Here is a 24,857-nt window from a genome sequence, read left to right on the forward strand (position 1 = left end):
GGCGGCACGATAGCCTCGCGCCGCCTGTTTCAGGTCAAATCGAACAGAGCCTTAGGCTTCGGGCTTCGCGGCCTCGTCACCGGCCGCATCGCTCTTGCCCTCGCTGCCGGCCGCATTCACGTCCGCGGGCATGGCCGCCGCTTCTGCGAGTTCGGCCTCTTTCGCCGCATCGAACGCAGCCTGCTCCTCGGCAGTCATTTCCTCGCCCGACGTCGCCTGGTCCTGCGCGATGGCAGGAACGGTGAACACCGACGCAAGCGCCGCGGCATAAACGAACTTTTTCATCGAAAAGTCTCCCAAAGAACCATGCAACAAGGCGTTACCGCCTATTGCAACGCTCCAGATGGCATTCGCGGTCCCAGCTTCAACTCTATACGTCGTCCGCCGATACCAGTTCGGCGCGATCGAGCTCGCCGGTCATGCTCGCGACCGTCGTCGCGACGGCTGCGTCGCCCGAGACGTTCGTGGTGGTCCGCATCATATCCATGATCCGGTCGATCCCCGCAACGAAGGCGATCGTTTCGAGCGGCACGCCGACAGCGGTGAAGACAAGGCTCATCATGATAAGGCCAGCCCCTGGAATACCGGCCGCCCCGATCGCACCAAGCGTCGCGAGGATCGAGATCAGGAAATACTGACCTATCGTCAGATCGACGCCGAAGATCTGCGCGCCGAAAAGCGTGGCAAGGCCGAGATACATCGCCGTGCCGTTCATGTTGATCGTCGCTCCCAACGAGACAACGAAACTCGAAACGCTCGGCGATACGCCTAGATTGCGCTGGGTGCAGCGGAGCGTGACCGGCAGCGTCGCGTTCGACGAGGCGGTCGAATAGCTGACCGCCATCGCATCGATGATCCCGCGGAAAAAGCCGATGACCGATGTCTTGGCAAGGAACTTGATCATCGCCGAATACATGACGAAGATGATGAGCAGGCACCCGACATAGTTGAGTATGACGACCTGCCCCAGCCCAAGCAGCGCATCCCAACCGAAGGTCCCCGTCACCCAAGCCATAAGAGCAAAGACGCCGAAGGGCGTCAGCTCCATGACGACCATCGTCACCTTCTGCATGATGATCGCACCGGAATCGAAGACATTGGCGACAGGTTGCCCTTCTTCCTTTGCCATCAAGATGCCGATACCGATCAGCAAAGCGAAGACAATCAGCGGCAGCACGTTGACGTCCGCCATCACCTGAACCGGGCTTTCCGGCACCATCGACAGGATCATGTCCGTCGGATTGACGGGTTCGGGTCCATCGCGCAGAACGTCGGCCACACTGCCCGTCTCGACTGCCACGGCTCCGCCGCCGCTCGACAGGACGACGGTGTCGGCTGAGGCAGTTACCACTTCGCCGACGATCCCCGATTCCGTGCGCACAAGGTCGCCCCGGGAATATTCGGACGCGACCTGATCGGTTGCGTCAATCCCTGCACCCGGCTGGAACAGCGTTCCCATTCCCAGGCCCAACCACACCGCGATCTGGCCGGTGATGACGAACAGCAGCAGCGCCCGGCCGCCAACCGCACCCAGTTTACGCAGATCGCCGATCGCCGCGACGCCCGCCACAAGCGAGAAGAAGATGAGCGGTACGACGAGCATCTTGATCGAGGCGATGAAGAAATCGCCGATCCACTTGATGGCTTCGGCGCCCTCGCCCCAGAAATAGCCGGCGACGATGCCGAGGATCAGCGCGCCGATGACGCGCATCCAGAGCGGGATAGCAAACCATTTCCTGAGCACGCGACACCTCCCCGGCTTTCAGCCGCTCCTTGCTATCGCCGCACCCTCCCGGCGGCAACTATTCCGCAAACAGGAAGGCGATGGTGCAACAGGTCGTGAGGCCGACAATCAGCGTCAGCGGCAGGCCGATCTTGATGAAGTCGGTGAAGCGATAGTTGCCGGCGGCGTAGACGAGCGTGTTGGTCTGATAGCCGATCGGCGTCGCAAAGCTGGCCGAGGCGGCGAACATCACCGCGATCACCAACGGTCTTGGATCGGTACCCAGTTGCGCCGCGAGGCCGATGACGATCGGCGTGACGATAACGGCCACCGCATTGTTCGTGATGATCTCCGTCATCAACACCGAGAGCAGATACACCACGAAAATCAGCGCCCAGGGCGGCGCGTTTTCGAGAAACGGGACCATCTGCGCGACAACGAGGTCTACGCTGCCCGCGCGTTCCAGGCCGACGCCGACGGCGAGCATCGCGAAGATCAGGATCAGCACATTGCCGTCGATCGATCCCCATGCTTCCTCGGCATCGATGCAGCGTGTCGCAAGAATGATGCCCATGGCAAGGATGGCGGCAACCGCGATCGATACGATGTTCAGCGCGGCCAAGGCGACCACCGCCGCTAGCGCAAGGATCGCGATGGGCGCCCGGTCGCGCCGGAATTCGCGTGTCCGCGTCTGGCCGACACCCAGCAGGTTCGGGTTTTCGTACATACGCCGGATCGCGTCCTGCGATCCCGTGACCAGCACGCGGTCCGCAGCCCGCATGCGCGCATTGGGAAGGTCCGGCCCCGGCAGCTGGCGATGCCGCGTGATGCCGATGATGCGCACGCGCAGGCGACTGAGAAAGGGAATATCGGCAAGCCGGCGCCCGAGACTGGGATGCGTCGGCGCGATCGTCGCCTCGACCAGTGCTTCGGCATTGGCGCTCGGCCCGTTGCGCCCGGCGATCCCCATCTCGAACTGGCGCGTCCGCCGGAGCGACAGCAGCTCGGTCATGTTCGCACTGATGACGACATGATCGCCGGCCATCGCGACTTCTTCGCGCAGGTTCGTCTTGATGAAGCTGCCGTCGCGCTTGATCGACTGCACCTTGAGCCGGCTCGGTCGCAACGCGGCAAGCTCGCCATAGGGCCGGCCGATCGCATCGCTGTCCTCAAGGACGATCAACTCGGTGAGAAAGTCCGTGCCTTCGTTGGAGCGATAGAGCGAGGGCAGCTTGCCCTCGGGCAGCAACAAAGGCCCCAATATGGCCAGCGCGCCCGCCCCCGCCAGCGCGGCCATGATCGCATAGGGCGTGATTTCGAAGATATCGAACGGCTCCATGCCCGAATCGCGGGCCACGGCATCGACGATGAGGTTCGTCGAGGTACCGATCAGCGTCATCATACCGCCCATGATGCAGACATAGGAAAGCGGGATCAGCAACCGCTTCACCGACATGTTGGTCGCTTCGGCCAGCCGCGCGATGATCGGGATCATGACGAGGACGACCGGCGTGTTGTTCATGAATGCCGAAGCGATGAAGGCGCCAAGCATCAGTTCGACGATCGCGAGCTTCGGGCGCCGTGTTGCACGCGCGACGATGGTGCTGGCGATCGCATCGATCGTGCCCGTTCGCAACAGGGCACCCGACAGCACGAACATCGCGCCGATGGTAATCGGGGCCGGGTTCGAGAAAACCGAGAGCAATCCGTCCGAATCGAGGATGCCGAGGAAGAGGAAGGTGCAGGCGCCGAACAGCGCGATCACCGCCGCCGGGAAGCGTTCGAAGATGAACGCGACAAACATGATGCCGAGGATCACAAGGCCGATCACGGCCTGATGCTCGCCGATAAAGGCGCGCGCAACATCGATGCTTTGCTCGATCATGCCGCGAACCCTATCCGCACTGGGCGCGATGTAGGAGCATGTGATCCGCGAGGACCAGCGCCATCATCGCTTCCACCACAGGCACACCGCGAATGCCGACACAGGGGTCGTGGCGCCCCTTGGTCCGGATCTCGGTGTCTTCTCCCTCCCGCGTCACCGTCTTCAGCGGTGTCAGGATCGAACTGGTCGGCTTGAAGGCCACACGACAGACGACCGGTGCGCCCGTCGAAATCCCGCCCAGCACGCCGCCCGCATTGTTGCTCAGAAAGCGCGGGCCATCATTGCCGACACGCATTTCATCGGCATTGTCTTCGCCGCCGATCCGCGCCGCCTCGAAACCGTTGCCGATCTCGACGCCCTTGGTCGCGTTGATCGACATCATCGCCGCAGCGAGATCGGCATCGAGCTTGGCATAGACCGGCGCGCCCCAGCCGGCGGGTACGCCGTCCGCAACACATTCGGCGACCGCGCCGAGCGATGAACCTGCTTTGCGCGCCGTGTCGACGGCTTCTTCCCATCGCACCGCCGCCTCGGCATCGGGCGAGAAAAAGTCATTCCGGTCAATCTGTTCGAGACCGACCTTGGCGCGGTCGATCATATCGCCACCCAGCTCGGTCAGATAACCGGTGATCGCCACACCTTCACCCAAAATCTTACGCGCCACCGCCCCTGCCGCCACGCGCGCCGCCGTTTCGCGTGCCGAGGACCGGCCGCCGCCGCGATAGTCGCGAAAGCCATATTTGGCGTCATAGGTGTAATCGGCATGGCCCGGACGGTATTTGCCCGCGATCTCGGAATAATCCTTCGATCGCTGGTCGACATTTTCGATCATCAGATGAATGGGCGTTCCGGTCGTGCGCCCTTCGAACACGCCGGACATGATCCGCACGGCATCGGGCTCGCGCCGCTGCGTCGTGTGGCGCGAAGTGCCGGGACGGCGCTTTTCCATCCAGGGCTGGATATCGCCTTCGCCGAGTTCGATTCCGGGCGGACAGCCATCGAGCACTACGCCGAGGCCGGGTCCGTGGCTTTCCCCCCATGTCGTGAACCGCAGGACGCGGCCGAAACTGTTGTAACTCATTCGTCCTCTAGGGCAGCGAAAGCACGAGCATAGTCGGCGCGGCCCGATTTGGGCAGAGCAAATCGTTCATCGAGGATCAGCGCCTGCCAATAGGGACCGGCATAGGGCGATGCGAAGGGTGCGGCGGTTTCCGCCAAATAGCCGAAACGCGCATAATAGGCCGGGTCGCCGAGCAGAAAGATCATCTGCCAGCCCTGCTCCCGCGCCCAGCCATGTGCCGCTTCGATCAGCGCGCTGCCGATCCCGCGGCCCTGCCGATTTGGCGAGACGCCCACCGGGCCGAGGCCCAGCGCCCGAATCCTATTGCCGTCCCCCTCCGCTCGCATCGGGCTGAGGGCGACATGGCCGACGATCGCACCATCTTCCTCTGCGACATGTGAAAAAACGAGGTCACTATCGGCCGACAGCATGGCCACGAGCTCCGCTTCGCCGCCGTAACCGCGATCGGACGCGGAGAAGGCTTCGCGATGGAGGCTGGCGATCACCTCCGCGTCTTCATCGCCCGCGGCGCGATAGCGGGTCACTTCTCCAGCGCGATGTCCGGCGCGTCCTCGGCCTTCATGCCGATGACATTGTAGCCGGCATCGACATGATGGATCTCGCCGGTCACGCCCGACGAAAGGTCGCTCAGCAGATAGAGCCCTGCCCCGCCGACATCCTCGATCGTCACATTGCGCCGCAGCGGCGAATTCAGCTCGTTCCATTTGAGGATGTAGCGAAAATCGCCGATGCCGGAGGCCGCGAGGGTCTTGATCGGTCCGGCGGAGATGGCATTGACCCGGATATTGTCGGGGCCGAGGTCCATGGCGAGATACTGGACGCTGGTCTCGAGCGCCGACTTCGCCGCGCCCATCACATTATAATGCGGGACCACCTTTTCCGCGCCGTAATAGGTCAGCGTCAGGATCGACCCCCCGTCAGGCATCATCTCGCTCGCGCGCTTGGTCACGGCGACCATCGAATAGACCGAAATGTTCATCGTCATCAGGAAGTTGTCGAGACTGGTGTCGACAAATTTGCCGCGCAGCTCGGTCTTGTCAGAAAAGCCGATGGCATGGACGACGAAATCGATCGTCTCCCAACGCTCTTTCAGCTTCGCGAAGGCCGCATCGAGCGTATCCATGTCGGAAACGTCGCATTCGAAGATGAAATCGGAGCCGAGACTGTCCGCCAGCGGCCGGACGCGCTTCGCCAGCGCCTCTCCCTGATAGCTGAAGGCCATCTCCGCACCCTGTTCGGCCAGAGATTTCGCAATTCCCCAGGCAAGCGACTTGTCGTTGGCGAGGCCCATGATCAGCCCCCGCTTGCCCTTCATCAATCCAGTCATTCCTGCTCCTCGGCCTGTACGTCTTCGGTTGCGGCGTCCTTTAGCTCGCTTTCAGGCACTTCCGCCAGTGCCGCGTTCAGATGCGCGCCGACGACGACCCCGAACCCGATGACCCAGAAAAACATCAGCGCCAGCATCACCCCGGCGAGACTGCCATAGGTCAGGTCGTAGCTGATCATGTTGGCGAGGATCAGAGGCATGAGCGCCGTCGTGCCGAGCCACCATATCGTCACCAGCAGCGCGCCGGGCCATTTCGGGAAGCGGCGGCTGCGATAGCGGCGCGGCGTCAGGGTGTAGAAGACCATGTAAAGCGCCCCGAAAATGGCCAGCGCCGGCACGATCCGCGAAAGGGCGAGCAGCAGCCGGTAATCTTCGAGAAACGGCAGGATATCGTAGATGAATTGCTCGATGCCGGTCAGCACGAATTGCAGCGCGAAGCCGAGCAGCGCGATGGCGACGGCGGCGATGATGAGACCGATCGAGAACAGCCTGTATTCATAAAACGGACGGCCATAGGGCGTGCCGTAAGCGCTGCGAAGCACCTCGCGCACCGTCTCGATGAAACTCGCCGTCGTCCACAGACCGATCAGCGCACCGATCCAGAGAAGGCTGCCTGTGCGCGCCGACAGCACGCTCGCGATCGGATCCTCGAGCGTATTCGATACGCTGGGCGGCACGTTTTCAAGGAACAGCCGCACCGCTTCGAGCCCGCTTTCGGTCTGGCCGAAAAGCTGCGCCAGCGCCGCCATCACGATGAAGAAGGGAAACAGCGTCAGCAGCGCCATGAAGGCGAGATTGCCGGCATGCGTGAAGCCTTCGGCGAACACGCCGGACACGACGCGCTTCAGAACTTCCCAAGCCGAAGTGTGGGCGTTGAACTGCTCGAGGCTACGCCCCAGCCGCGCGCGCGTCGTGGCAAGCCGCCGCCGCGCTTCGGGTGACCGGGGAGCCTCCTGGGTCAAGGATTAGACGCCGAGCTTCGACCGCGGGTTCTGGGGCGTGCCCGGTGTCCAGTCCTTGACGAAAGCCGTCAGCGCTTCGTCATTTTCGGGAAGATCGATTTCCAGCCTCACAAGCTGATCGCCTCGGCCGCCCTTGGTCTTGGGGAAACCCTTGCCCTTCAGACGCAGCGTCTTGCCCGACGCGGCGTTCTTCGGGACCGTCAGCATGACCGGCCCGTCCACCGTCGGCACCTTGATTTTCGCGCCGAGCACGGCCTCGTCGAGACCGATCGGCACGTCGAGCCGGATGTCGTCGCCATCGCGTTCGTAGAAACGATGCGATTTCACGGTGATCGAAACCAGTGCATCACCCGCGCCACCCGGTCCCTGCTCGCCCTGGCCCGTCAGCTTCATCTGCGAGCCGTTGACCGCCGCTGCCGTCAGCTTGAGGTCGATCGTCTTGCCGCTGGCGAGGGTGATGCGCTGCGTGTCGAGCCGTGCCGCATCCTCGAAATCGACCGCGAGCTTGTAAGCGACATCGGCGCCCTTTTGCGGCGGCGGAGGACGTCTGCCAAAGCCGCCGAACGGCCCGCCGCCTCCGCTCTGCTGGCGCCGCCCGCCCCCACCGAACAATCCTTCGAAAATATCGCCCAGATCCGCCGAATCGCTGGAAAATTCGAATCCGCCGCCCGAACCCCGGCGAAAGCCTCCGCCCTGCCCGCCCATGCCGCCGAACGGATGCGTCGGATTGCCCTCGGCATCGATCTCGCCGCGGTCGAACTGGGCGCGCTTGTCCTTGTCGGACAACAGGTCATAGGCCATGGTCGCAGCCGAGAATTTGTCCGCGGCTTGCGGATTGTCCTTGTTTCTGTCCGGGTGCAGCTCCTTGGCGAGCTTGCGATAGGCGCTCTTGATTTCGGCCTCGCTCGCACCTTTCGATACGCCGAGAGTCGCATAGGGATCCGCTGCCATGAGGTCGCTTTCGTATATCATCGCCGGTTAGCCAACTGTTGCACAATTACAACAGTAGAAATGGGACGAAGTTCCTGTGATTTCAAGCCGGTGACCGGGCCATATGGATACGCCGGACGATCAGGAAAATCAGCAGGCCGACCGGGCCGAAAAGGAACGTCGCAAGCAGGATCGGTACCTGGACGATGCGCGACAATGCGATCTCGTCGGCATTGCGCGCGACCCAGAGCCCGGCGAAAAGGTCGAAGGCGAGATAGTGGATCCAGCCGACCGTCGTCCCGCCTTCGGTCGCGAACAGCGCCATCACGCCCTGCAACGTCGTGAAATCCGGGCCGCCCTCATCGCCTCCGCCGGTCGCGAAAAACATCAGGTAAATCAGTATCGCTGCATAGGCGAGGCACAACAGGCCGACGGCGCCGTCGCGCAGCAGCGTGAACAGCCATTCGCGGCGCGGCGCGAGCAGCAGCACGATCCATGCGATCATCGCAAAACCATTGGCCAAGCTGAAGATCGTTTCCCAGTCCATGCCCATCCTCCCCGGTCAAAGCAGCCTGCAACGATTGCTAGAACAGCGGGCTTGGCTTTAGAAGGGCGCATGACCGACGACCCACTCGCCATTTTCGACCGCTGGTATGCCGAAGCGCGCGACAGCGAGCCCAATGATTCGAACGCCATGGCGCTTGCCACGACGACGCCCGAGCACCAGCCTTCGGTTCGCATGGTGCTGCTCAAGGGCCATGATGAACGCGGCTTTGTCTGGTACACCAATTTCGAGAGCCGCAAGGCCTATGAGCTGCTCTCCACGCACAAGGCGGCGATTCTCTTCCACTGGAAGTCGTTGCGCCGGCAAATCCGCGCCGAAGGGCCCGTCGAACGCGTCGATGACGCCGAAGCCGATGCCTATTTCGCCACCCGCAGCCGGGATTCGCAACTCGGCGCCTGGGCGTCGGACCAGTCGCAACCCCTGCCCTCGCGCGAAATCTTCGAGGAGCGCTATGAGGAAGCGAAGGTCCGCTTCGCCGATCAGGACGTTCCCCGTCCGCCGCACTGGTCGGGCTTTCGCCTGAGTCCGCAGCGCATCGAATTCTGGGAAGACGGCGAACACCGGCTGCACCACCGCCGTCTCTTCACCCGAACCGATACGGGGTGGGAGATGGGGCTGCTCTACCCCTGAGCCGAACGCTCACCGAAAAGACACGAACAGGAAACATCATGACCGAAATCCCGATCATCCAGATCGACGCCTTTACCGACCGCGCCTTTAGCGGCAACCCGGCCGCCGTCATGCCGCTGCGCGAATGGCTCGACGACGACGTGCTGCAGGCGATCGCCGCTGAGAACAATCTGAGCGAAACGGCTTTCTTCCTGCCGCATGACGGCGATGATGCCGATTTCGACCTGCGCTGGTTCACGCCGACGGCCGAGGTCGCGATGTGCGGCCATGCAACACTGGCCACCGGGCACCTGATCCTGGGCGAAGACGAAAGTGCCGGAAATGTGCGCTTCGCGACGCGCAAGGCCGGCGTGCTGGAGGTCCGGCGCGATGGAGACCGCTATTTGCTCGACCTGCCGATCACGCCGGCCGAACCGGCCGAACGGCCCGATCTTCTCGACGCACTGGGCACGCCTGACGCACAAATATTCCTGTCGGTCGCAGACAGCGCAGAGGATACGGCGATCGTCCTGCTCCCGGACGCCGATGCCGTCCATTGCTGCGCGCCCGACATGAAGGCGCTGGCGGGCATCCATCTGATGGCGATCGTCACCGCGGCAGATGGCAGCGATCAGGATGTGATCAGCCGTGTTTTCGTGCCCGCCTGGGGAATCGACGAGGACCCGGTGACCGGTTCCGCCCATGCGGCGCTGACGCCCTTCTGGGCCGAGCGGCTGGGCCGCGACAGCTTCTCGGCCTTTCAGGCCAGCGAGCGCGGCGGGAGAGTGGAGTGCCGGCTCGACGGCGATCGCGCTGTCCTTGGCGGATCATGCGCGACCGTCATCGAAGGGCTGTTCTACCTGCCCTAGCGTGACGTGCGGAGCAGGCCGTATTGCCGCGGCAGGGTCATGACGATGTCGTCAACCTCGATGCTGCCGCGCTGGACGACGAGTTCCTGGTGGTTGCGCTGTGCATCGCCGGTTTCCGCCTCGATGCAGTTGCGGCCTTCGCACTGTTCGCGGAAGCGATAGCGCAGGTACGAAACCAGTTCGCCGGCCGTGACATTCCCGTCGTCATTGTCGTCCGCACGGCCTCCGATCCCGTCGGAGAAGAAGCGGGCGAGATAGCCCCCGGCACTGAATTCGGATGCCACGAGGCTGGTCAGATCCTCTTCGGAGCTGAACAGGCCCATCATGTTCGGGCGGGTGATGACATCGCGTTCGAAACCGCCCGAAAAACAGGCGTCGAGCACGACCATAGAGGTGCCTGCACGAACCTGGCCGAACATCTGCGCCAGTTCGTCGTCGAGCAATTCCTCGCCATCGCCGAAGACGAGCTGCTCGTCGCGGCCGTCGAGTTCGGCGGTATCGGTGGGGTCATCCTCTTGCGTGCCGTGGCCGGAGAAGAAGAACAGGAAGACATCATCCGGTCCGGCCTGGCGCGCAACCTCGGCAAAGGCACGGCGAAATTCGGGGAGCGTCGCCTCTTGGTTGGTCAGCAGGATGCTCGCCGGATGGAGCACGCCGAGTTCCTCCAGCCGCGTGAACAGCTTAGATGCGTCGGTGTCGGTGTCCGTCAGGTCGGACGTGTTGCCGCCATAATCGGCCACGCCGACCGAGATGGCAAAGACGCGGCGCTGCTGCGCGTTGGCAGGGATACGGCTCGTGCCCTCTTCGACCGAAAGGCGGTAATAGCCGCCCGCGCCCGGCGCATAGGAAGTGGCGAGCACGGTATAGAGCCCATCCTCTTCGAGCACCGATTCATAGCGGCTGTTCAGCGAGTCGCCGGTGTCGTCGATATCGACCTGTGCGCCCGAGGGAGCCCGCACGATCAGATAGGTGTCGAAATCTTCCGACGAATAGTCGATCGTCACCGGCTGCCCGCGCCTTCCCTGAAAGGTGTAGCGATCGACGAACTCGCCGCTGGCCAGCGCGTCGTCATTCTTGCCGAGCGCCTCGTTGAAGGCATTGCCCAGCGCGATGCGGGTGGCGCCGGCCCCCTGCACCTCGGTATCGGCAGTGCCGCTGCGATTGGGCAGCACGCTCACCTCATAGGCGCCGGTTTCGCCGGGCGAGTAGCTGGTCACGAGCAGCGAATATTCGCCGTCCGCCGGAAGCGTCGCGAGGATACGGCTGTTGAGCGTGGCATCGCTCGCGGTCGCATCGTCGTCATTGGCGACGGAGAAATCCTCGCCGTTCGATAGGGCGATGCGCGTGTCGAAATCGGTCGAACCGGCGCGGATATCGACCCGCTGGCCGGCCCGGCCGCTGAAGACATAGCGTTGCGCGTGATGGCCGTTGCGGCCCAGCGTGGCTTCGCCCTCGAAATTTGCCGTCAGCTGCTGGCCGACCTCGATAGCGCGGCTCGGCGCTTCGCCACCCTGCGCCACCTGCAGCTGTTCGCTGGGCACGACGCGGATCGTATAGTCGCCCGTCCCCTGCGCACGATAGGAGGACGCGCGCACGCGCACCTCGCCGTCGCTCGGCATGGTGAAGTCGATCCGGCTGTCGGTATCTTCGGCCGTCCAGGGGTCGTCATCGTTGCTGAGCACCGTTCCGTCGGGCAGCGTCGCGCGAAGCTGCGTGTCGAAGGCGTCGGAAGCCATGGTGATCGACAGCCGTTCGCCTGCCGACCCGCGGACGCTCCATTCGTCATAATATTGCTTGTCGCCATCGCTGGCGTCGCCCGAGCCGAGTTCGCCCTGATAGCTGCGGCCCGCGGTCATCGTGCCGTCTTGCGCCTGTACCGCGACCGGCGCGATCGCCGTGCTCGCCATGAGCGCTGCCGTCATTCCGATCCAGAATTTCTTCGTCATCATTCAACCCCGTATTTCCGACGACCCGCTTCGCCTATGCGGGTCATGCGATGAAGCGAGGCTTAACAGCGATGAACCGTTGCGCCCCGATGCCCCTTTTCGCGTAAAATCATCGCTCATTCTATGATCTAGCGCACAATCCTATCCGGCGGCGAAGAAGCGGCCGAGCCGATCGACGACGGCGCGACGATCGGCATCGGGCGTGTTGCCAAGCCGCACCACGGTCAGGCGCTGATCGGGCGACACAACCACATATTGGCCGAGATGGCCGACAAAGGAGAACACCGTTTCCGGCCCGCTGCCCGGAAACAGCGTCGGGCGATCATAGGCTCCGCCCGCCCGGTTGAGCCAGATCTGCCCGCCATATTCCGGGTTGTTCGGTGCCGGCGTCAGCATGAACTCGCGCCATTCGGGCGAGATGATCGGCGTCCCGTCCACCGCGTTGCCCGTCCGCATGACTTCGCCCAGCCGGGCCCAGTCCCGCGCCGTCGCATGGATCAGACTGCCGCCGACCTGCGTCCCCTGCGCGTCGAATTCGAAATAGACGCTCGGCGTGCGCGCAGGGCCGAGCAGCCGCGCTTGCGCGAAGCGGCGATAGGCGGCGGCGCGCTCGCCCGGATCGTCGCTGTCGGTTAGCGTATCGGCGATGATGCGCGAGAGAATGACGGTTGTGGCCGAGCTGTACTCGTACATCTCGCCGGGCGTCGCTTCGAGCGGCTGGCCGATCGCATAGCCGGCCATGTCGTCGGTGCCGCTGGTGAACAGCATCCGGTTGGTGTCCGAATCCCAGATCGGATCGTTGACCTCTGTGTGTTCCAGCCCCGAACGCATTTGCAGAAGGTGGCGCAGCGTGATCGCGGCCCTCGGATCGCCCTCGCCCTGCCATTCGGGGATCGGTGCCGGCGCATCCAGATCGAGCCGCCCGTCTTCGACGAGAAAGCCGATCAGGATCCCCGTGATCGATTTCGCCATCGACCAGGAGATATAGCGCATGTCGGCCGTGTAACCCGGCGCATACCGCTCGGCGACGAGCCGGCCGTTCTCCACCACGAGCACCGCGCGCGTCTCGCCCACCCCCTCATCCTCGAACAGCGCGTCGACGAGCGGGTCGAAGCGGCCGGGGTTGGATATGGCGGTTTCGGCGGTCGTAGCCTCGTCTGCTTCGCTGACCGGCGGGGGCGCGATGGCCGCCCCGAAGAGCGGCAGCGCAAGCAACACGGCAAATGTCCTGACCCGCATGACGAGACCCCCACCCATCACCGTCACGCTGAATCGCGTTCAAGTTGACGGTTTTCCTTTTTCGAACGGACAGCCTAAGCACGCCTCCCATGAAAGTGAAGCGCCCCTGGCTCGTCGGCAGCATCGTCGTGCTGCTCGTCCTTCTGATCGCGGCGGTCGTCTATGCGATCCGCATGCGGCCGACGCTGCAGCTCGGCGTCGGCTATGGCGCCCATGTCATTTGCTCGTGCCGCTATATCGGCGGGCGCGACATGGAGAGCTGCTACAACGACTATGAGCCCGGCATGGAGCCGATCATGATCGACGACGACGAGGAAGAAAAGCGTGTCACCGCCTATGTCCCGATCCTCGCCAGCCGTTCGGCGCAGTTCCGCGAAGGGCTGGGCTGCGTGCTGGAGCCGTTGCCGGGGGAAGAGTGAGCGACCTGTGAGCAATCCCTTCGAATACGCCATATCTTTGCGCGTGCATCATCCAACACTGACCGCCGAACAACTTTCGAGCGCGCTGAATCACCGACCGAAGGCAGGTTGGACGGTTGGCGAGCCTCGAATGACCCCGAAAGGCACAGCGCTTGGTGGAGTGCGCGATGAAAGCTATTGCTGCTTCGATATTTGCGTGGGTACCGATGGTAAACTGGCCGACGAACTTCAAAACGCCGTTTCCGAGCTAACGCATTCTCGCGAGTTTTTTCAGAGTTTCGCCGTTCCGGGGGCTCTGCCTACGTTTACGTTTTCTGGTATCCGAATGGCGATACCGGAGAAATGTTCGACTGCGAACTACTCAACGGACTCACTGATCTCGGAATCGCACTCGGGATAAACGTCTATGAAGAGCGGCGCTCAGCCTAAGCTGCCAAAGCCGCTTCCGCCGCCATCGTTTCGGCGATCCAGCCGCCGCCCATGACGCGGTCGCCCTTGTAGAGCACCGCCGCCTGCCCCGGGGCGACGCCGTATTCGGGGGCGTCGAAGGTCAGCGTTTCGCCGTCGAAGCGCGCCGGGACGGGCTTGGCGAGCGAGCGGACCTTGGCGGTCATCTCGCCGACATAGTCCTCGCCGAGCCAGTTCACGTCCACGATCCGCGCGGCACCCACCGCCAGCGCGCGCTTGGGGCCGACGATCACGCGGCGCGTCTCGGGCTCCAGCTTGACGACATAGAGCGGTTCGGGCTGGCCGCCGATTTCGAGGCCGCGGCGCTGGCCGACGGTGAAGTGGATCAGGCCCTTATGCTCGCCGAGCACCTCGCCTTCGCGTGTCACGATCTCGCCACCCTCACCCGCTTCGGGCCGAACCTTCTTCACGATCTTGGCATAGTCGCCATCGGGGACGAAACAGATGTCCTGGCTGTCGGGCTTCGCCGCGACGATGAGGCCCAAATCCTTGGCAATCTCGCGCACGTCCGACTTCGGCATCCCGCCCAGCGGGAAGCGAAGATAGTCGAGCTGCTCCTGCGTCGTGGCGAACAGGAAATAGCTCTGGTCGCGCGCGGGATCGGCGGCGCGGTGGAGTTCGGCGCCCTGCTCGCCAACAACGCGGCGGACATAATGGCCGGTGGCGAGGCAGTCGGCGCCCAGATCGCGCGCCATCGTCAACAGATCGGTAAACTTCACGCCCTGATTGCAGCGGATGCAGGGAATCGGTGTCCGCCCGGCCATATATTCGTCGGCGAACTCGTCGATCACCGATTCGCGGAAGCGGCTTTCATAATCGAAGACATAATGCGCGATGCCGAGCCTTTCGGCGACGGCGCGCGCGTCGCGGATGTCCTGACCGGCGCAGCAGCTTCCGGTCCGCCTGGTCGCCTCACCATGATCGTAGAGCTGCAGCGTGATGCCGATCACCTCGGCCCCCGTCTTCGCGGCGAGCGCGGCGACAACCGAGGAATCGACGCCGCCCGACATGGCGACGACGATCCGGGCCTCGCTGGCGGGCCGGTCGAGCTGGAAATCGGTATGCATGATGGCGGGCTATTTAATGGCGGATGCGCGCGCATGAAAGGGGCGCATCGCATCCCTCGCCGGTTCTAAACGCCCGGCTAACGATCATGACCAAAGCCTTGCGGCGATTTTTACGGGGTTTTCAACCTTCTTCCCTAACGATGGGCGCATGGACATGGCCCTCGCCTCTTTCGATACCCGTTCGGGGTCGCTCGCCGATACGGTGCTCGACTATCCGGCGCTCGTCACCTTGCTGGGCGCGCACCAGCGCAGCCAGCCGACGGCGCGCGTCGCCCGCGCAATCGAGGCAGCCGACGATACCCGGCCGGCCATGGGGGCGCTGATCGCGCTGCTCACCGCCACGCACCCGGCGGCGAACGCCGTTTCGGGAAGCGCGCTGGCGGGCCGGTTCAACCCCGCCGTCCCGCTTTCGGACAGCGCATCAACTATTGGGAAGCTTTGGTAGCATGGCCGTTAACCCTCGCATTTTAGGCTTCTTTCAACGGACTTTGATTAGAAGCTGTTCAGCACAAGATCACAAAGGACCGGCTCAGCCCGTTTGAGGAAACGCATGATCGAGAACCAGAAAATACGTCCGGCACAAGTCGTCGGCCCGCTCGGCGAACCGCTGACGCTGGACAGCCTGCCGCCGCCCTCGACGCGCCGCTGGGTCGTGCGCCGCAAGGCCGAGGTCGTGGCTGCCGTCAATGGCGGACTGCTGACCGTCGACGAGGCGTGCGAGCGTTATGACCTGACGGTCGAGGAATTCGCGAGCTGGCAGCGCGCGATCGACCGCTCCGGCATGCCGGGACTGCGCGTCACGCGTATCCAGCAATACAAGGCCCTCTACGAGCGCCAGCAGAAATATTAGGGTTTCGCCGCACGGCCGAGCAGCGGCCGCCAGCGTGCAAACGGTTCCCCGGTCGCCTCTCTCCGTCTGGCGGCCGGGGAATTTCGTTTGATTCGGGACCGCCAACTTTTCGCTTCGATTCCTCCCTCTGTCGTCCTACCCTTCCGATGCGGAACGAAAACATTCGGCCGCGCGTAGAGTGAGCGTTGAAGGGGTCGCCGTCGGGCGGCGCAACAGGAGGAGAAGAAGCATGTTGGACTGGATAATCGCCCTCGTCATTGGCGGCATCATCGGCTGGCTCGCCAGTATCGTGATGAACCGCGATGCCTCGATGGGCATCTTCTGGAATGTGATCGTGGGTTGTGTGGGCTCGATCCTGGGCCGCTTTCTCTACGGCCTGATCATGGACGGCGCTTCCGCCCGGATGCGCGACAATCCGTTCAATATCGAAACCCTGCTCGTCGCCTTTGGCGGCGCCGTAGTGTTGCTGTTGATCATGAACCTGATCCAGCGCGGGCGCGTTCGATAAAGCGAAAGATCCATTTGGCACGTGAAAGGGCCGGCGGAGCGATCCGCCGGCCCTTTTCTTTGCTATTGCAGCTCGAAAACCACCGACAGCGTCACGTTGAGCGACTGTTCGCCCGGCACGATCTGGGTCGAGGCGTCCGATTCGGCCTGCGCGCGCATGGCCATCGGCATCGGCGGACGGCTATTCCCGCTCTCGCTGACCGCCACGATCCGCGTCACCTGCATGCCAAGCGCGGATGCGTAAATGTCGGCGCGTTCGCGCGCCTGGGTCAACGCATCCCGCCGGGCCGCATCGAGCGCGTCATCGGGGTCCTCGATCTGGAGCGAGGGACCGTTGATCTGGTTGACGCCCTGCGCAACCAGCGCATCGATGATCGGGCCGGACTGTTCGATCTCCCGGAACCGGATCGTCAGCTGGTTGGAGGCATTATAGCCGACCAATTGCGGCGCCCGGTCATTGCCGTAATCGTAGCGCGGATTGAGGTTGATCGACGCGGTCTGGATATCGCGTTCGGCGATTCCCGCCTGGCGAAGCGCCGCAAGAACCGAGCGCATCTGCGATGCGTTCTGCGCCAGCGCCGCCTGCGCGGTCGGCGCCTCGGTCACGACGCCTGCGTTGATGATCACCAGATCGGGCACCTGCGTCGATTCGCCGGTCGCCATGATCTCGAGGCGCGTTCCCTCGATCGAAACGGCATCCTGGATTTGCGCCGCAACCGGCGCCGCCGCGACGGCGGACGTGGCGGCGAACAGGGACAGGGTAATGACTCGCATGGTGGAAACTCCTTCGCAACTGCGGAAAATGCCGCTAATTCGGCTCACGATCAGACAAGCAGACACGCCGTGACGCTTCGATGAACGACCCACTCAATCCGCCCGATTGCCTTGCTTTGGGCCGGTATTCGTCGCAAAGGGCAACGGATTTCATCTCCGGCTTGTTCCCTGTGTCTTATTAGGGTAATACAGCAGTGCGAATGATAGCACCGGAGGCATGTTCAAGGTGGCAGATATGAACGTCGAACCGAGTTTCGGCCAAGACAGGGTAGAACCGATCGGCGAATTCGAGGCCGAGGAAAAGCGGCGCAAGCGGCGGCGGGCGATCATCATCGCCGTCGTGGCGATCGTTGGCGCGATCCTGCTCGCCATGATGTTCATGGGCGGAGGCGAGGAAGGCGCGGGTGAAAGCGCAGGCGTCGCCGGGGCCGAAGGGGGGCCGCGCGACCTGCCGACCGTGACCGTGATCGTCCCGGGGTCCGACACCGTGTCCAATGTCATTTCCGCGACGGGCAGCCTTTCCGCCCGGCGCGACCTTCCGGTCGGCGTGGCCGGCGAAGGCGGCCAGATCTCTCGCGTTCTCGTCGACGCGGGCGACTGGGTCGGCCAGGGCCAGGTGCTCGCGGTCATCGACCAGTCGGTTCAGGCGCAGCAAGTCCAGTCGGCCAACGCCAATATCGAGGTCGCCCGCGCCGATCTCGCGCTCGCCCAGTCGAACCTCGATCGCGCGCTCCAGCTCATCGATCGCGGCTTTATCAGCCGCGCCGATGTCGATCGCCTGACGGCGACGCGCGATGCCGCCCGGGCGCGTGTCAATGTCGCGACGGCGCAGCGCAACGAACTCAACGCGCGCAGCGCGCGCCTCGCCATCCGTGCGCCGAGCGCCGGCCTGATCCTCGAACGCAATGTCGAGGCCGGGCAGGTCGTCAGCGCCGGTTCCGGTGCGCTTTTCCGTATCGCCGAGGGCGGCGAGATGGAGATGAATGCGCGCGTTTCCGAAGCCGCATTGGCCCGCCTGTCGGTCGGCCAGCGCGCGACCGTCATTCCCGTCGGTACGTCGCAGAGCTTCGAAGGGCAGATCTGGCAACTCTCGCCGACGATCGACCCGCAAAGCCGACAGGGAACGGCGAGCATTGCCCTGAACTATGACCGCGCGCTGCGCCCCGGCGGGTTCGCCAGCGCCCGAATCGTCAGCGGTGCGGTCGATGCGCCGATGCTGCCGGAATCGGCGGTGATGAGCGATGACGACGGCAATTACGTCTACATCATCGACGAGGACAACAAGGTGGTCCGCCGTCCGGTCACGATCGGCGAGGTGTCGAACGAGGGTATCACGATCCGCCGCGGACTGCGCGGTAACGAGCAGGTCGTGCAGTCGGCCGGTGCCTTTATCAATGTCGGCGACGAAGTCATCCCGCGGCGCGTGTCGAGCGAAGACGCGAACTAGGCCGGCCCGATGTCCTTCCGCACCATATCGACCTGGGCGATCAAGAATCCGACGCCGCCGCTGGTTCTCTTCGTGGCGCTGATGCTCGCCGGCATCGTGGCGTTTTCGCGGCTCGACGTCACGGACAGCCCCGAAATCGATTTCCCCGCCGTCATCGTGCAGGTCGCGCAGCCGGGCGCCGCACCGAGCGAACTTGAAACGCAGGTGACGCAAAGGGTCGAGGCGGCCGTCCGCAACATCAACGGCGTCGACGAGATTCAGTCGACGGTGCGCGAGGGCAGTTCGGAAACCTTTATTCAGTTCGATATCGGCACGCCGGTCGACCGTTCCGTCAACGACGTCCGCAATGCCGTATCGCAGATTCGGGGCGACTTGCCCGACGGGATCCTTGAACCGCAGGTGACCCGCGTGGAGATCAACGGCGGCGGGACGATTGCGTTCTTCGCCGTCGAGAATGTCGACATGACGCTCGAGGAGCTGAGCTGGTTCGTCGACGATACGGTTTCGCGGCGGCTGCTAAGCGTTGAAGGCATGGCTTCGGTCGGCCGGGGCGGAGGTGTCGATCGTGAAATCCGCGTCATTCTCGATCCGGCGCAGTTGGAAGCGCTCGGCGTGACCGCCAACCAGATCAACGCACAGCTGCGCCAGACAAATGTCGATGCGACGGGCGGCCGGGCCGAGGTCGCTGGCTCGGAACAGGCGCTCCGCGTGCTCGGCAACGCCGAAACGGCCTACGAGCTAGGCCAGACGCAGATCGCGCTTGGCGGCGGGCGAACCGTGAAACTGGCCGATATCGCAGAGGTGCGGGACCTATATGGCGAGCAGCGTTCGATCGGCCGGCTCAACGGCCGTCAGGTGCTCAGCTTCGGTATTGAGCGCGCGAAGGGCGCCTCCGATGTTGTCGTTTATGAGGAAGCCCTACGCGTCCTCGAAGAGATCGAGGAAGAGAATCCCGGCGTCAAATTTACCCGGCTCTTCACGTCGGTGAACTACACGATCGAGAATTACGACGCCGCCATGGAGGCCCTGATCGAGGGCGCGATCCTCGCGGTCATCGTCGTCTTCCTGTTCCTGCGCGATTGGCGGGCCACGCTGATCGCGGCGATTGCCATCCCGCTGTCCGCCATCCCGACCTTCTGGTTCATGGACATGATGGGCTTCACCCTCAACTTCATCAGCCTGCTGGCGCTGAGTCTGGTGGCAGGTGTCCTTGTCGATGACGCCATCGTCGAGATCGAGAATATCGTTCGCCATATGCGGATGGGCAAATCCTCCTATCAGGCATCGATCGACGCCGCCGAGGAGATCAGCCTGGCCGTGCTTGCGACGACTAGTGCCATCGTCGCCGTCTTTCTGCCCGTCGGCTTCATGCCGGGCATTCCGGGTCAGTTCTTTATCCAGTTCGGCGTAACCGTCGTGATCGCGGTGCTGATGAGCCTTGCTGTGGCCAGGCTTTTGACACCCTTGCTCTCCGCCTATTTCCTCAAGGCCGAAGGCGTGCGCCAGCATGGCGGCGGCTGGGCGATGGATCGCTACATGGCGCTTCTGAGATGGTCGCTCGTGCATCGTTGGAAAACCGCGATTCTCGGCGGGGGCGGCGCCATGCTGCTGACGGTTTTCGTGTTCGCGCAGCTACCGCTCGTTTTCCAGCCGACCGAGGACAATGACTTCAGCCGCGTCAGCATCGAAATGGTGCCGGGTACGACGTTGGAGCAGACGACCCGGGTGTCCGATGAAGCCGCGCGTATTATTCGCGAGCAGCCTGAGGTTGTAACGGCGTTCCAGCGCATCAACACCGGCGACGGTCGTATCTTCATCACGCTTAGCCATGATCGCGAGCGAACCAGTGTCGAATTCGAGCGCGACGTCGCGCCGCAGCTGCGCGAAATTGCCGATGCTCGTGTGACGTTCCAGTCGCAACAGGGTGGTTTCAGCGGCCGCGACATCTCGATCATTATCGGCGGGAGCGATCCCGATCTGCTCGACCAGGCGGCCGATGAGATCATCGCCCAGATGAGCGAATTGGACAGCGTGCTTGCGCCGCGTGTCGATGGCGGCCTGCAGCGCCCCGAAATCACGATCACGCCGCGGCTCGATTTCGCCGCCGATCTGGGTGTTACGACGTCCGACCTGAGCCGGGCGATTCGTGTCGCGACGATCGGCGAGATCGATCAGAGCGCCGCCCGCTTCTCGCTCAACAACCGGCAGATTCCGATTCGCGTTGCCCTGTCCGAGGAATCGCGCCGCGACCTTTCGACGATCGAAAACCTCGCCGTGCCGACCTCCAGCGGAGGCTCGGTGCCGCTGAGTCTCGTCGCCGATATCGGTTTCGGTTCCGGCCCGACGGAAATCCAGCGTTACAATCAGCAGCGACGTATCGTGATCGGTGCGGATCTCGCACCGGGCGTCGTCACGGCGTCGGCGGAGATCGATGCCCTGCCGATCTGGGACAACCTGCCCACGGGCGTCGAACGCGTGATCGCCGGTCCCGAGGAATGGCAGGCCGAGATGCTCAACAGCTTCCTGATCGCCGTAATCTCCGGCGTGCTACTCGTTTTCGCCGTGCTCGTGCTGCTCTACCGGCGCATCATGGCGCCGCTCGTCAACATGGGGTCGCTACTGCTGGCTCCGCTTGGCAGCGGCATCGCGCTGCTGCTCGTCGGCGAGGCTGTGTCGATGCCGGTGTTCATCGGCCTGCTGATGCTGCTCGGCATCGTCGCCAAGAACTCGATCCTGCTCGTCGATTTCGCGATTGAGGAGATGGACAAGGGCGTCGAGAAGAATGCCGCGATCATCGATGCCGGGCACAAGCGCGCCCAGCCGATCGTGATGACGACGGTGGCGATGGTCGCGGGCATGGTGCCGACCGCACTCGCGCTCACCGGTGACGGCGCGTTCCGTTCGCCCATGGGCTGGACGGTGATCGGCGGCCTTATCCTGTCGACCGTGCTCACGCTGGTGATCGTTCCCGCAAGCTTCAGCATCGCCGACAGCTTCGAACGGTGGATACGCGGCAAGCTCGGCCGGTTCGTCACCCCCAAGCCGGCCAGCGACGAGGGCGCCGTCCAGCCCGCCGAATGACACCGATTTTCCGCAGCGGAACCGACGCGGCCTTTTCCGAGGACCGTGCGCGCACCATGCGGCGCACCGCCACGGGGATGCTGGTCTTCATGGCGGGCGTGTTCATCCTGGCGCACAGTATGGAAGACCGGCACATGGCCTGGGGCTTCGTCGCCGCCTTCGCCGAGGCCGCGATGGTCGGCGGGCTGGCGGACTGGTTCGCGGTGACGGCGTTGTTCCGCCATCCGCTCGGCTTGCCGATTCCCCACACCGCCATCATTCCGAACAACAAGGATCGGATCGGCGATACGCTGGCGAGCTTTCTCAAGGAGAATTTCCTCACCGCTTCGGTCGTCGCCCGGCGCATGAAACGGTTCGACATTGCCAGTGCCATCGGGCGCTTTCTCAACCAGCCGGACGGAGATTATGGCAGGATCCGCCAGGGCGCCTCGCGGCTCGTCGTGATGATCCTCGAATCGCTCGACGACGAACGGCTTGGCCAGCAGGCAAAGGCGATGGTGTCGGACCGGATGCGCAAGATCGACGTGTCTCCCCTGCTCGGCCAGGCGCTCGAGGCAGCGGTGGAGGATAATCGCCACGTTCCCATCATCGACGGCATGGTGCGCTGGGCCGCCAATATCCTCGATTCGAACGAGGCCGTCGTGCGGCAGATGGTCTATGAGCGCGCGAACAACATCATGCGCTGGCTCGCGATCGACGACCGGCTTTCCGATGCCATCATTAACGGCCTGAGAAAGCTGCTTATCCAGATGGAGAGCGATCCGCATCATCCGTTGCGCGACAAGGCGAATGAGGGCTTTGTCCGCCTCGCCTTCGACATGCAGCACGATCCGAAAATGCAGGAGCGTGTGAACCGCATCAAGGACGACATCCTCGCCAATCCGGCGGTGACCGAATGGATCGACGGGCTCTGGGAAAATGCCCGCGGCGCCATGCTCCGCGCCGCCCGCGATCCCGACCGCATCATGCAGGGGCGACTCGGCGATGCCCTGCGCGATCTCGGCAGGACGCTACAGGACGACAAGGATCTCAATCGCACGGTCAACACCTTCGCCCGCCGCGCGACCGTGGGTGCCGTCGCCGACTATGGCGACGGCATGGTCAAGCTGGTCTCGGACACGGTCCGCGGCTGGGATGCCGAAACAGTGACCGGCCGGGTGGAAAACGCCGTCGGCCGCGACCTGCAATATATCCGTGTCAACGGCACGCTGGTCGGCGGACTGGTCGGGCTGACCATTCACACGATCATTACCTTCACATGAGCGTGGCGATCGAGACCGACCGGCTGGTCATGACGCGGCCGACACTAGACGACGCCTCCATGATCGAGGCGATGATCAATAGCGAAGGTGTAGGCCGCTACCTCCCGTCAAACAGTCCCGAAGACGCGTTCAACCGCGTCCTCCGTAACGAGGGATGCTGGTCCTTCTACGGTTACGGCCCGCTCATCGTTCGCGAGAAAGCCGGCGGCGCCTTTGCCGGTCAGTGCGGCCTGTTTCACGGAAGGCGGGGATTGGGCGAGGACTTCGACCCCTTTCCCGAGGCCGGATGGGTGATCGCGGCAGACTATCACGGCAAGGGCTATGCCGGCGAAGCGATGGTCGCGATCCTGGACTGGGTGCGTCGCGAGCATGGCGTTCGGCGCGTCGTCGCGATTATCGATCCCGATAACCTGCCTTCGATCCGCCTGGCCGAAAAGATGGGCTTTGGCGACATCGGCCAAGCAATATACAAGGACAGCAAGGTCGTCCGATTCGCCTGGGAGGCGGTCTAACCCTCGCTCACCCGCTCGATATCGGCACCGACGGCGCCGAGCTTGTCCTCGAGCCGCTCATAGCCGCGATCGAGGTGATAGACGCGCAGCACATGCGTTTCGCCCTTGGCGGCGAGGCCCGCCAGGATCAGGCTCATCGAAGCGCGCAGATCGGTCGCCATCACTTGCGCGCCGACCAGTTCGTCGACGCCCTTGACGACCGCCGAGCGCCCGCTGACCTCGATATCGGCGCCCATACGGCCCAGTTCGGGGACGTGCATATAGCGGTTCTCGAAAATCGTTTCGGTGAGCAGGCTTGTGCCCTTTGCGAGAGCCAGCATCGACATGAATTGCGCCTGCATATCGGTGGGGAAACCCGGAAAGGGTGCGGTCGAGATGTTGACCGGCTTCAACGCGCCATCGGCGGCGACACGGATGCCTTCACCCGTTTCCTCGACTTCGGCGCCCGCATCGCGCAACTCGGCGAGCACGGCGCGCATATCGTCACCGCGTGCACCGGCCAGCATCAGATCCCCGCCCGTGATCGCCGCCGCGCAGGCATAGCTTCCGGCTTCGATCCGGTCGGGCATGACGCGATAGGTCGTGCCGCCGAGCCGTTCCTTGCCGTGCACGACGAGCGTCGCCCGGCCGATATTCTCGATCTCCGCGCCCATCGCGACGAGGCAGTTGCACAGGTCGACGATCTCGGGTTCCTTCGCCGCGTTCTCGATCACCGTTTCGCCGCGCGCGAGGACGGCCGCCATCAGCGCGTTTTCCGTCGCGCCGACCGACACGAACGGAAAGGCGATCGTCCCGCCGCGCAGACCGCCATCGGGAGCATGCGCCTTCACATAGCCGGCGGCGAGCTCGATTTCCGCACCAAGTGCCTCAAGCGCCTTCAGGTGCAGGTCGACGGGCCGGTTGCCGATCGCGCAGCCGCCGGGCATCGACACCGTCGCCTCCCCTGCCCTGGCCACCAGCGGCCCCAGCACCAGAACCGAAGCCCGCATCTTCCGCACGAAATCATACGGGGCGACGGTCGATGCGATCCGTTCGGCCTTGATCGTCATCTTGCGGCCGAAACCGCCATTGTGACCGCCTTCGAGCATGGTCGACGCGCCATGCTGGTTGAGCAGATGCATGAAACTGTCGACATCGGCGAGCCGCGGCAGGTTCTCGAAACAGACCGGTTCGTCGGTCAGCAGCGCGCAGGGCAGCAGCGTCAGAACGGCGTTCTTCGCGCCCGAAATTTCGATTGTGCCGGAGAGGCGGTTTCCACCGCGGACTTTAATCGAGTCCATCGCCGGGCTTCTAGCGGCGCGCGCGGAATTTGCAAAAGCGGGCGTGATTTGATG

Annotated in this window: 24 protein-coding genes; 10 read left to right on the forward strand and 14 right to left on the reverse strand. The window is 63.7% G+C overall.

Translation table 11 applies throughout. From position 1 onward, the window contains the following. Positions 1 to 51 precede the first annotated feature (51 nt). The 9 genes from Q0139_RS08040 to Q0139_RS08080 form a co-directional block, all read right to left on the reverse strand. Complete coding sequence (locus tag Q0139_RS08040) at positions 52 to 285, reverse strand: hypothetical protein (RefSeq protein ID WP_298019899.1); 234 nt, start codon at positions 283 to 285, stop codon at positions 52 to 54. 85 nt (positions 286 to 370) lie between these two features. Beyond that, positions 371 to 1,744 (reverse strand): dicarboxylate/amino acid:cation symporter, encoded by a 1,374-nt coding sequence (locus Q0139_RS08045; protein WP_298019901.1) that lies wholly within the window; start codon positions 1,742 to 1,744, stop codon positions 371 to 373. Between the two features lie 58 nt (positions 1,745 to 1,802). Beyond that, positions 1,803 to 3,608 (reverse strand): SLC13 family permease, encoded by a 1,806-nt coding sequence (locus Q0139_RS08050; protein WP_298019903.1) that lies wholly within the window; start codon positions 3,606 to 3,608, stop codon positions 1,803 to 1,805. Positions 3,609 to 3,618: 10 nt separating this feature from the next. Next, a complete protein-coding gene (aroC, locus tag Q0139_RS08055; RefSeq protein ID WP_298019905.1) occupies positions 3,619 to 4,689 on the reverse strand; it encodes a chorismate synthase in 1,071 nt (356 codons plus the stop codon). Next, entirely contained in the window at positions 4,686 to 5,213 is a 528-nt protein-coding gene (locus Q0139_RS08060) for a GNAT family N-acetyltransferase (protein ID WP_298019908.1), read from the reverse strand. Before Q0139_RS08060 ends, aroC begins: the two co-directional genes overlap by 4 nt. Next, positions 5,210 to 6,016, reverse strand: coding sequence for an enoyl-ACP reductase FabI (fabI, locus tag Q0139_RS08065; protein WP_298019909.1), 807 nt, complete (start codon positions 6,014 to 6,016; stop codon positions 5,210 to 5,212). The genes Q0139_RS08060 and fabI overlap by 4 nt, the downstream gene beginning before the upstream one ends. Continuing rightward, complete coding sequence (locus tag Q0139_RS08070) at positions 6,013 to 6,978, reverse strand: YihY/virulence factor BrkB family protein (RefSeq protein ID WP_298019911.1); 966 nt, start codon at positions 6,976 to 6,978, stop codon at positions 6,013 to 6,015. The genes fabI and Q0139_RS08070 overlap by 4 nt, the downstream gene beginning before the upstream one ends. Before the next feature lie 3 nt (positions 6,979 to 6,981). Further along, complete coding sequence (locus Q0139_RS08075) at positions 6,982 to 7,929, reverse strand: DnaJ C-terminal domain-containing protein (protein WP_298019913.1); 948 nt, start codon at positions 7,927 to 7,929, stop codon at positions 6,982 to 6,984. Between the two features lie 82 nt (positions 7,930 to 8,011). Further along, positions 8,012 to 8,455: an ABA4-like family protein gene (locus tag Q0139_RS08080; RefSeq protein WP_298019915.1), complete on the reverse strand. Its 444-nt coding sequence runs from the start codon at positions 8,453 to 8,455 to the stop codon at positions 8,012 to 8,014. Between the two features lie 69 nt (positions 8,456 to 8,524). Here Q0139_RS08080 and pdxH point away from each other — a divergent pair, with 69 nt between their 5' ends. Both pdxH and Q0139_RS08090 read left to right on the forward strand, forming a co-directional pair. After that, positions 8,525 to 9,103 carry a pyridoxamine 5'-phosphate oxidase gene (gene pdxH, locus Q0139_RS08085; protein ID WP_298019917.1) on the forward strand — a complete coding sequence of 193 codons (579 nt, stop codon included), beginning with the start codon at positions 8,525 to 8,527 and terminating at the stop codon, positions 9,101 to 9,103. 38 nt (positions 9,104 to 9,141) lie between these two features. Then, the gene (locus Q0139_RS08090; RefSeq protein ID WP_298019919.1) at positions 9,142 to 9,951 is read left to right on the forward strand and encodes a PhzF family phenazine biosynthesis protein; all 810 of its coding nucleotides are present in this window, start codon (positions 9,142 to 9,144) and stop codon (positions 9,949 to 9,951) included. Here Q0139_RS08090 and Q0139_RS08095 read toward each other — a convergent pair. Both Q0139_RS08095 and Q0139_RS08100 read right to left on the reverse strand, forming a co-directional pair. Further along, on the reverse strand, positions 9,948 to 11,900 hold the full coding sequence (locus Q0139_RS08095; protein WP_298019921.1) for a caspase family protein: 1,953 nt from the start codon (positions 11,898 to 11,900) through the stop codon (positions 9,948 to 9,950). The two genes, Q0139_RS08090 and Q0139_RS08095, sit on opposite strands and share 4 nt — an antisense overlap. 138 nt (positions 11,901 to 12,038) lie before the next feature. Beyond that, positions 12,039 to 13,154, reverse strand: coding sequence for a serine hydrolase (locus tag Q0139_RS08100; protein WP_298019943.1), 1,116 nt, complete (start codon positions 13,152 to 13,154; stop codon positions 12,039 to 12,041). A 71-nt stretch (positions 13,155 to 13,225) separates the two neighbouring features. Here Q0139_RS08100 and Q0139_RS08105 point away from each other — a divergent pair, with 71 nt between their 5' ends. After that, the gene (locus Q0139_RS08105; RefSeq protein WP_298019923.1) at positions 13,226 to 13,555 is read left to right on the forward strand and encodes a hypothetical protein; all 330 of its coding nucleotides are present in this window, start codon (positions 13,226 to 13,228) and stop codon (positions 13,553 to 13,555) included. A gap of 425 nt (positions 13,556 to 13,980) precedes the next feature. Here the strand turns inward: Q0139_RS08105 and mnmA are convergent, their stop codons facing one another. Beyond that, the gene (mnmA, locus tag Q0139_RS08110) at positions 13,981 to 15,090 is read right to left on the reverse strand and encodes a tRNA 2-thiouridine(34) synthase MnmA (RefSeq protein WP_298019925.1); all 1,110 of its coding nucleotides are present in this window, start codon (positions 15,088 to 15,090) and stop codon (positions 13,981 to 13,983) included. Between the two features lie 148 nt (positions 15,091 to 15,238). On the opposite strand from mnmA, the gene Q0139_RS08115 reads away from it, so the two are divergent. From Q0139_RS08115 to Q0139_RS08125, 3 genes are all read left to right on the forward strand, one after another. Beyond that, positions 15,239 to 15,535, forward strand: a complete 297-nt coding sequence (locus Q0139_RS08115) for a hypothetical protein (protein ID WP_298019927.1) — start codon at positions 15,239 to 15,241, stop codon at positions 15,533 to 15,535. A gap of 105 nt (positions 15,536 to 15,640) precedes the next feature. Further along, entirely contained in the window at positions 15,641 to 15,940 is a 300-nt protein-coding gene (locus Q0139_RS08120; RefSeq protein ID WP_298019928.1) for a DUF1153 domain-containing protein, read from the forward strand. Positions 15,941 to 16,172: 232 nt separating this feature from the next. Further along, positions 16,173 to 16,448, forward strand: a complete 276-nt coding sequence (locus tag Q0139_RS08125) for a GlsB/YeaQ/YmgE family stress response membrane protein (protein ID WP_298019945.1) — start codon at positions 16,173 to 16,175, stop codon at positions 16,446 to 16,448. A 62-nt stretch (positions 16,449 to 16,510) separates the two neighbouring features. Here the strand turns inward: Q0139_RS08125 and Q0139_RS08130 are convergent, their stop codons facing one another. Then, the gene (locus Q0139_RS08130) at positions 16,511 to 17,221 is read right to left on the reverse strand and encodes an SIMPL domain-containing protein (protein WP_298019930.1); all 711 of its coding nucleotides are present in this window, start codon (positions 17,219 to 17,221) and stop codon (positions 16,511 to 16,513) included. A gap of 217 nt (positions 17,222 to 17,438) precedes the next feature. On the opposite strand from Q0139_RS08130, the gene Q0139_RS08135 reads away from it, so the two are divergent. From Q0139_RS08135 to Q0139_RS08150, 4 genes are read left to right on the forward strand one after another with little or no spacing between them, the layout of a single operon-like run. Continuing rightward, positions 17,439 to 18,668, forward strand: coding sequence for an efflux RND transporter periplasmic adaptor subunit (locus Q0139_RS08135; RefSeq protein WP_298019932.1), 1,230 nt, complete (start codon positions 17,439 to 17,441; stop codon positions 18,666 to 18,668). 9 nt (positions 18,669 to 18,677) lie between these two features. Next, entirely contained in the window at positions 18,678 to 21,749 is a 3,072-nt protein-coding gene (locus tag Q0139_RS08140) for an efflux RND transporter permease subunit (RefSeq protein ID WP_298019934.1), read from the forward strand. Next, entirely contained in the window at positions 21,746 to 23,011 is a 1,266-nt protein-coding gene (locus Q0139_RS08145) for a DUF445 domain-containing protein (RefSeq protein ID WP_298019936.1), read from the forward strand. The genes Q0139_RS08140 and Q0139_RS08145 overlap by 4 nt, the downstream gene beginning before the upstream one ends. Then, on the forward strand, positions 23,008 to 23,523 hold the full coding sequence (locus tag Q0139_RS08150) for a GNAT family N-acetyltransferase (protein ID WP_298019938.1): 516 nt from the start codon (positions 23,008 to 23,010) through the stop codon (positions 23,521 to 23,523). The genes Q0139_RS08145 and Q0139_RS08150 overlap by 4 nt, the downstream gene beginning before the upstream one ends. Here Q0139_RS08150 and murA read toward each other — a convergent pair. Next, positions 23,520 to 24,803, reverse strand: a complete 1,284-nt coding sequence (gene murA, locus Q0139_RS08155) for a UDP-N-acetylglucosamine 1-carboxyvinyltransferase (protein ID WP_298019940.1) — start codon at positions 24,801 to 24,803, stop codon at positions 23,520 to 23,522. The two genes, Q0139_RS08150 and murA, sit on opposite strands and share 4 nt — an antisense overlap. Between the last annotated feature and the right edge of the window lie 54 nt (positions 24,804 to 24,857).

This window comes from uncultured Parasphingopyxis sp. (assembly GCF_937129435.1).
GTDB lineage: Bacteria > Pseudomonadota > Alphaproteobacteria > Sphingomonadales > Sphingomonadaceae > Parasphingopyxis.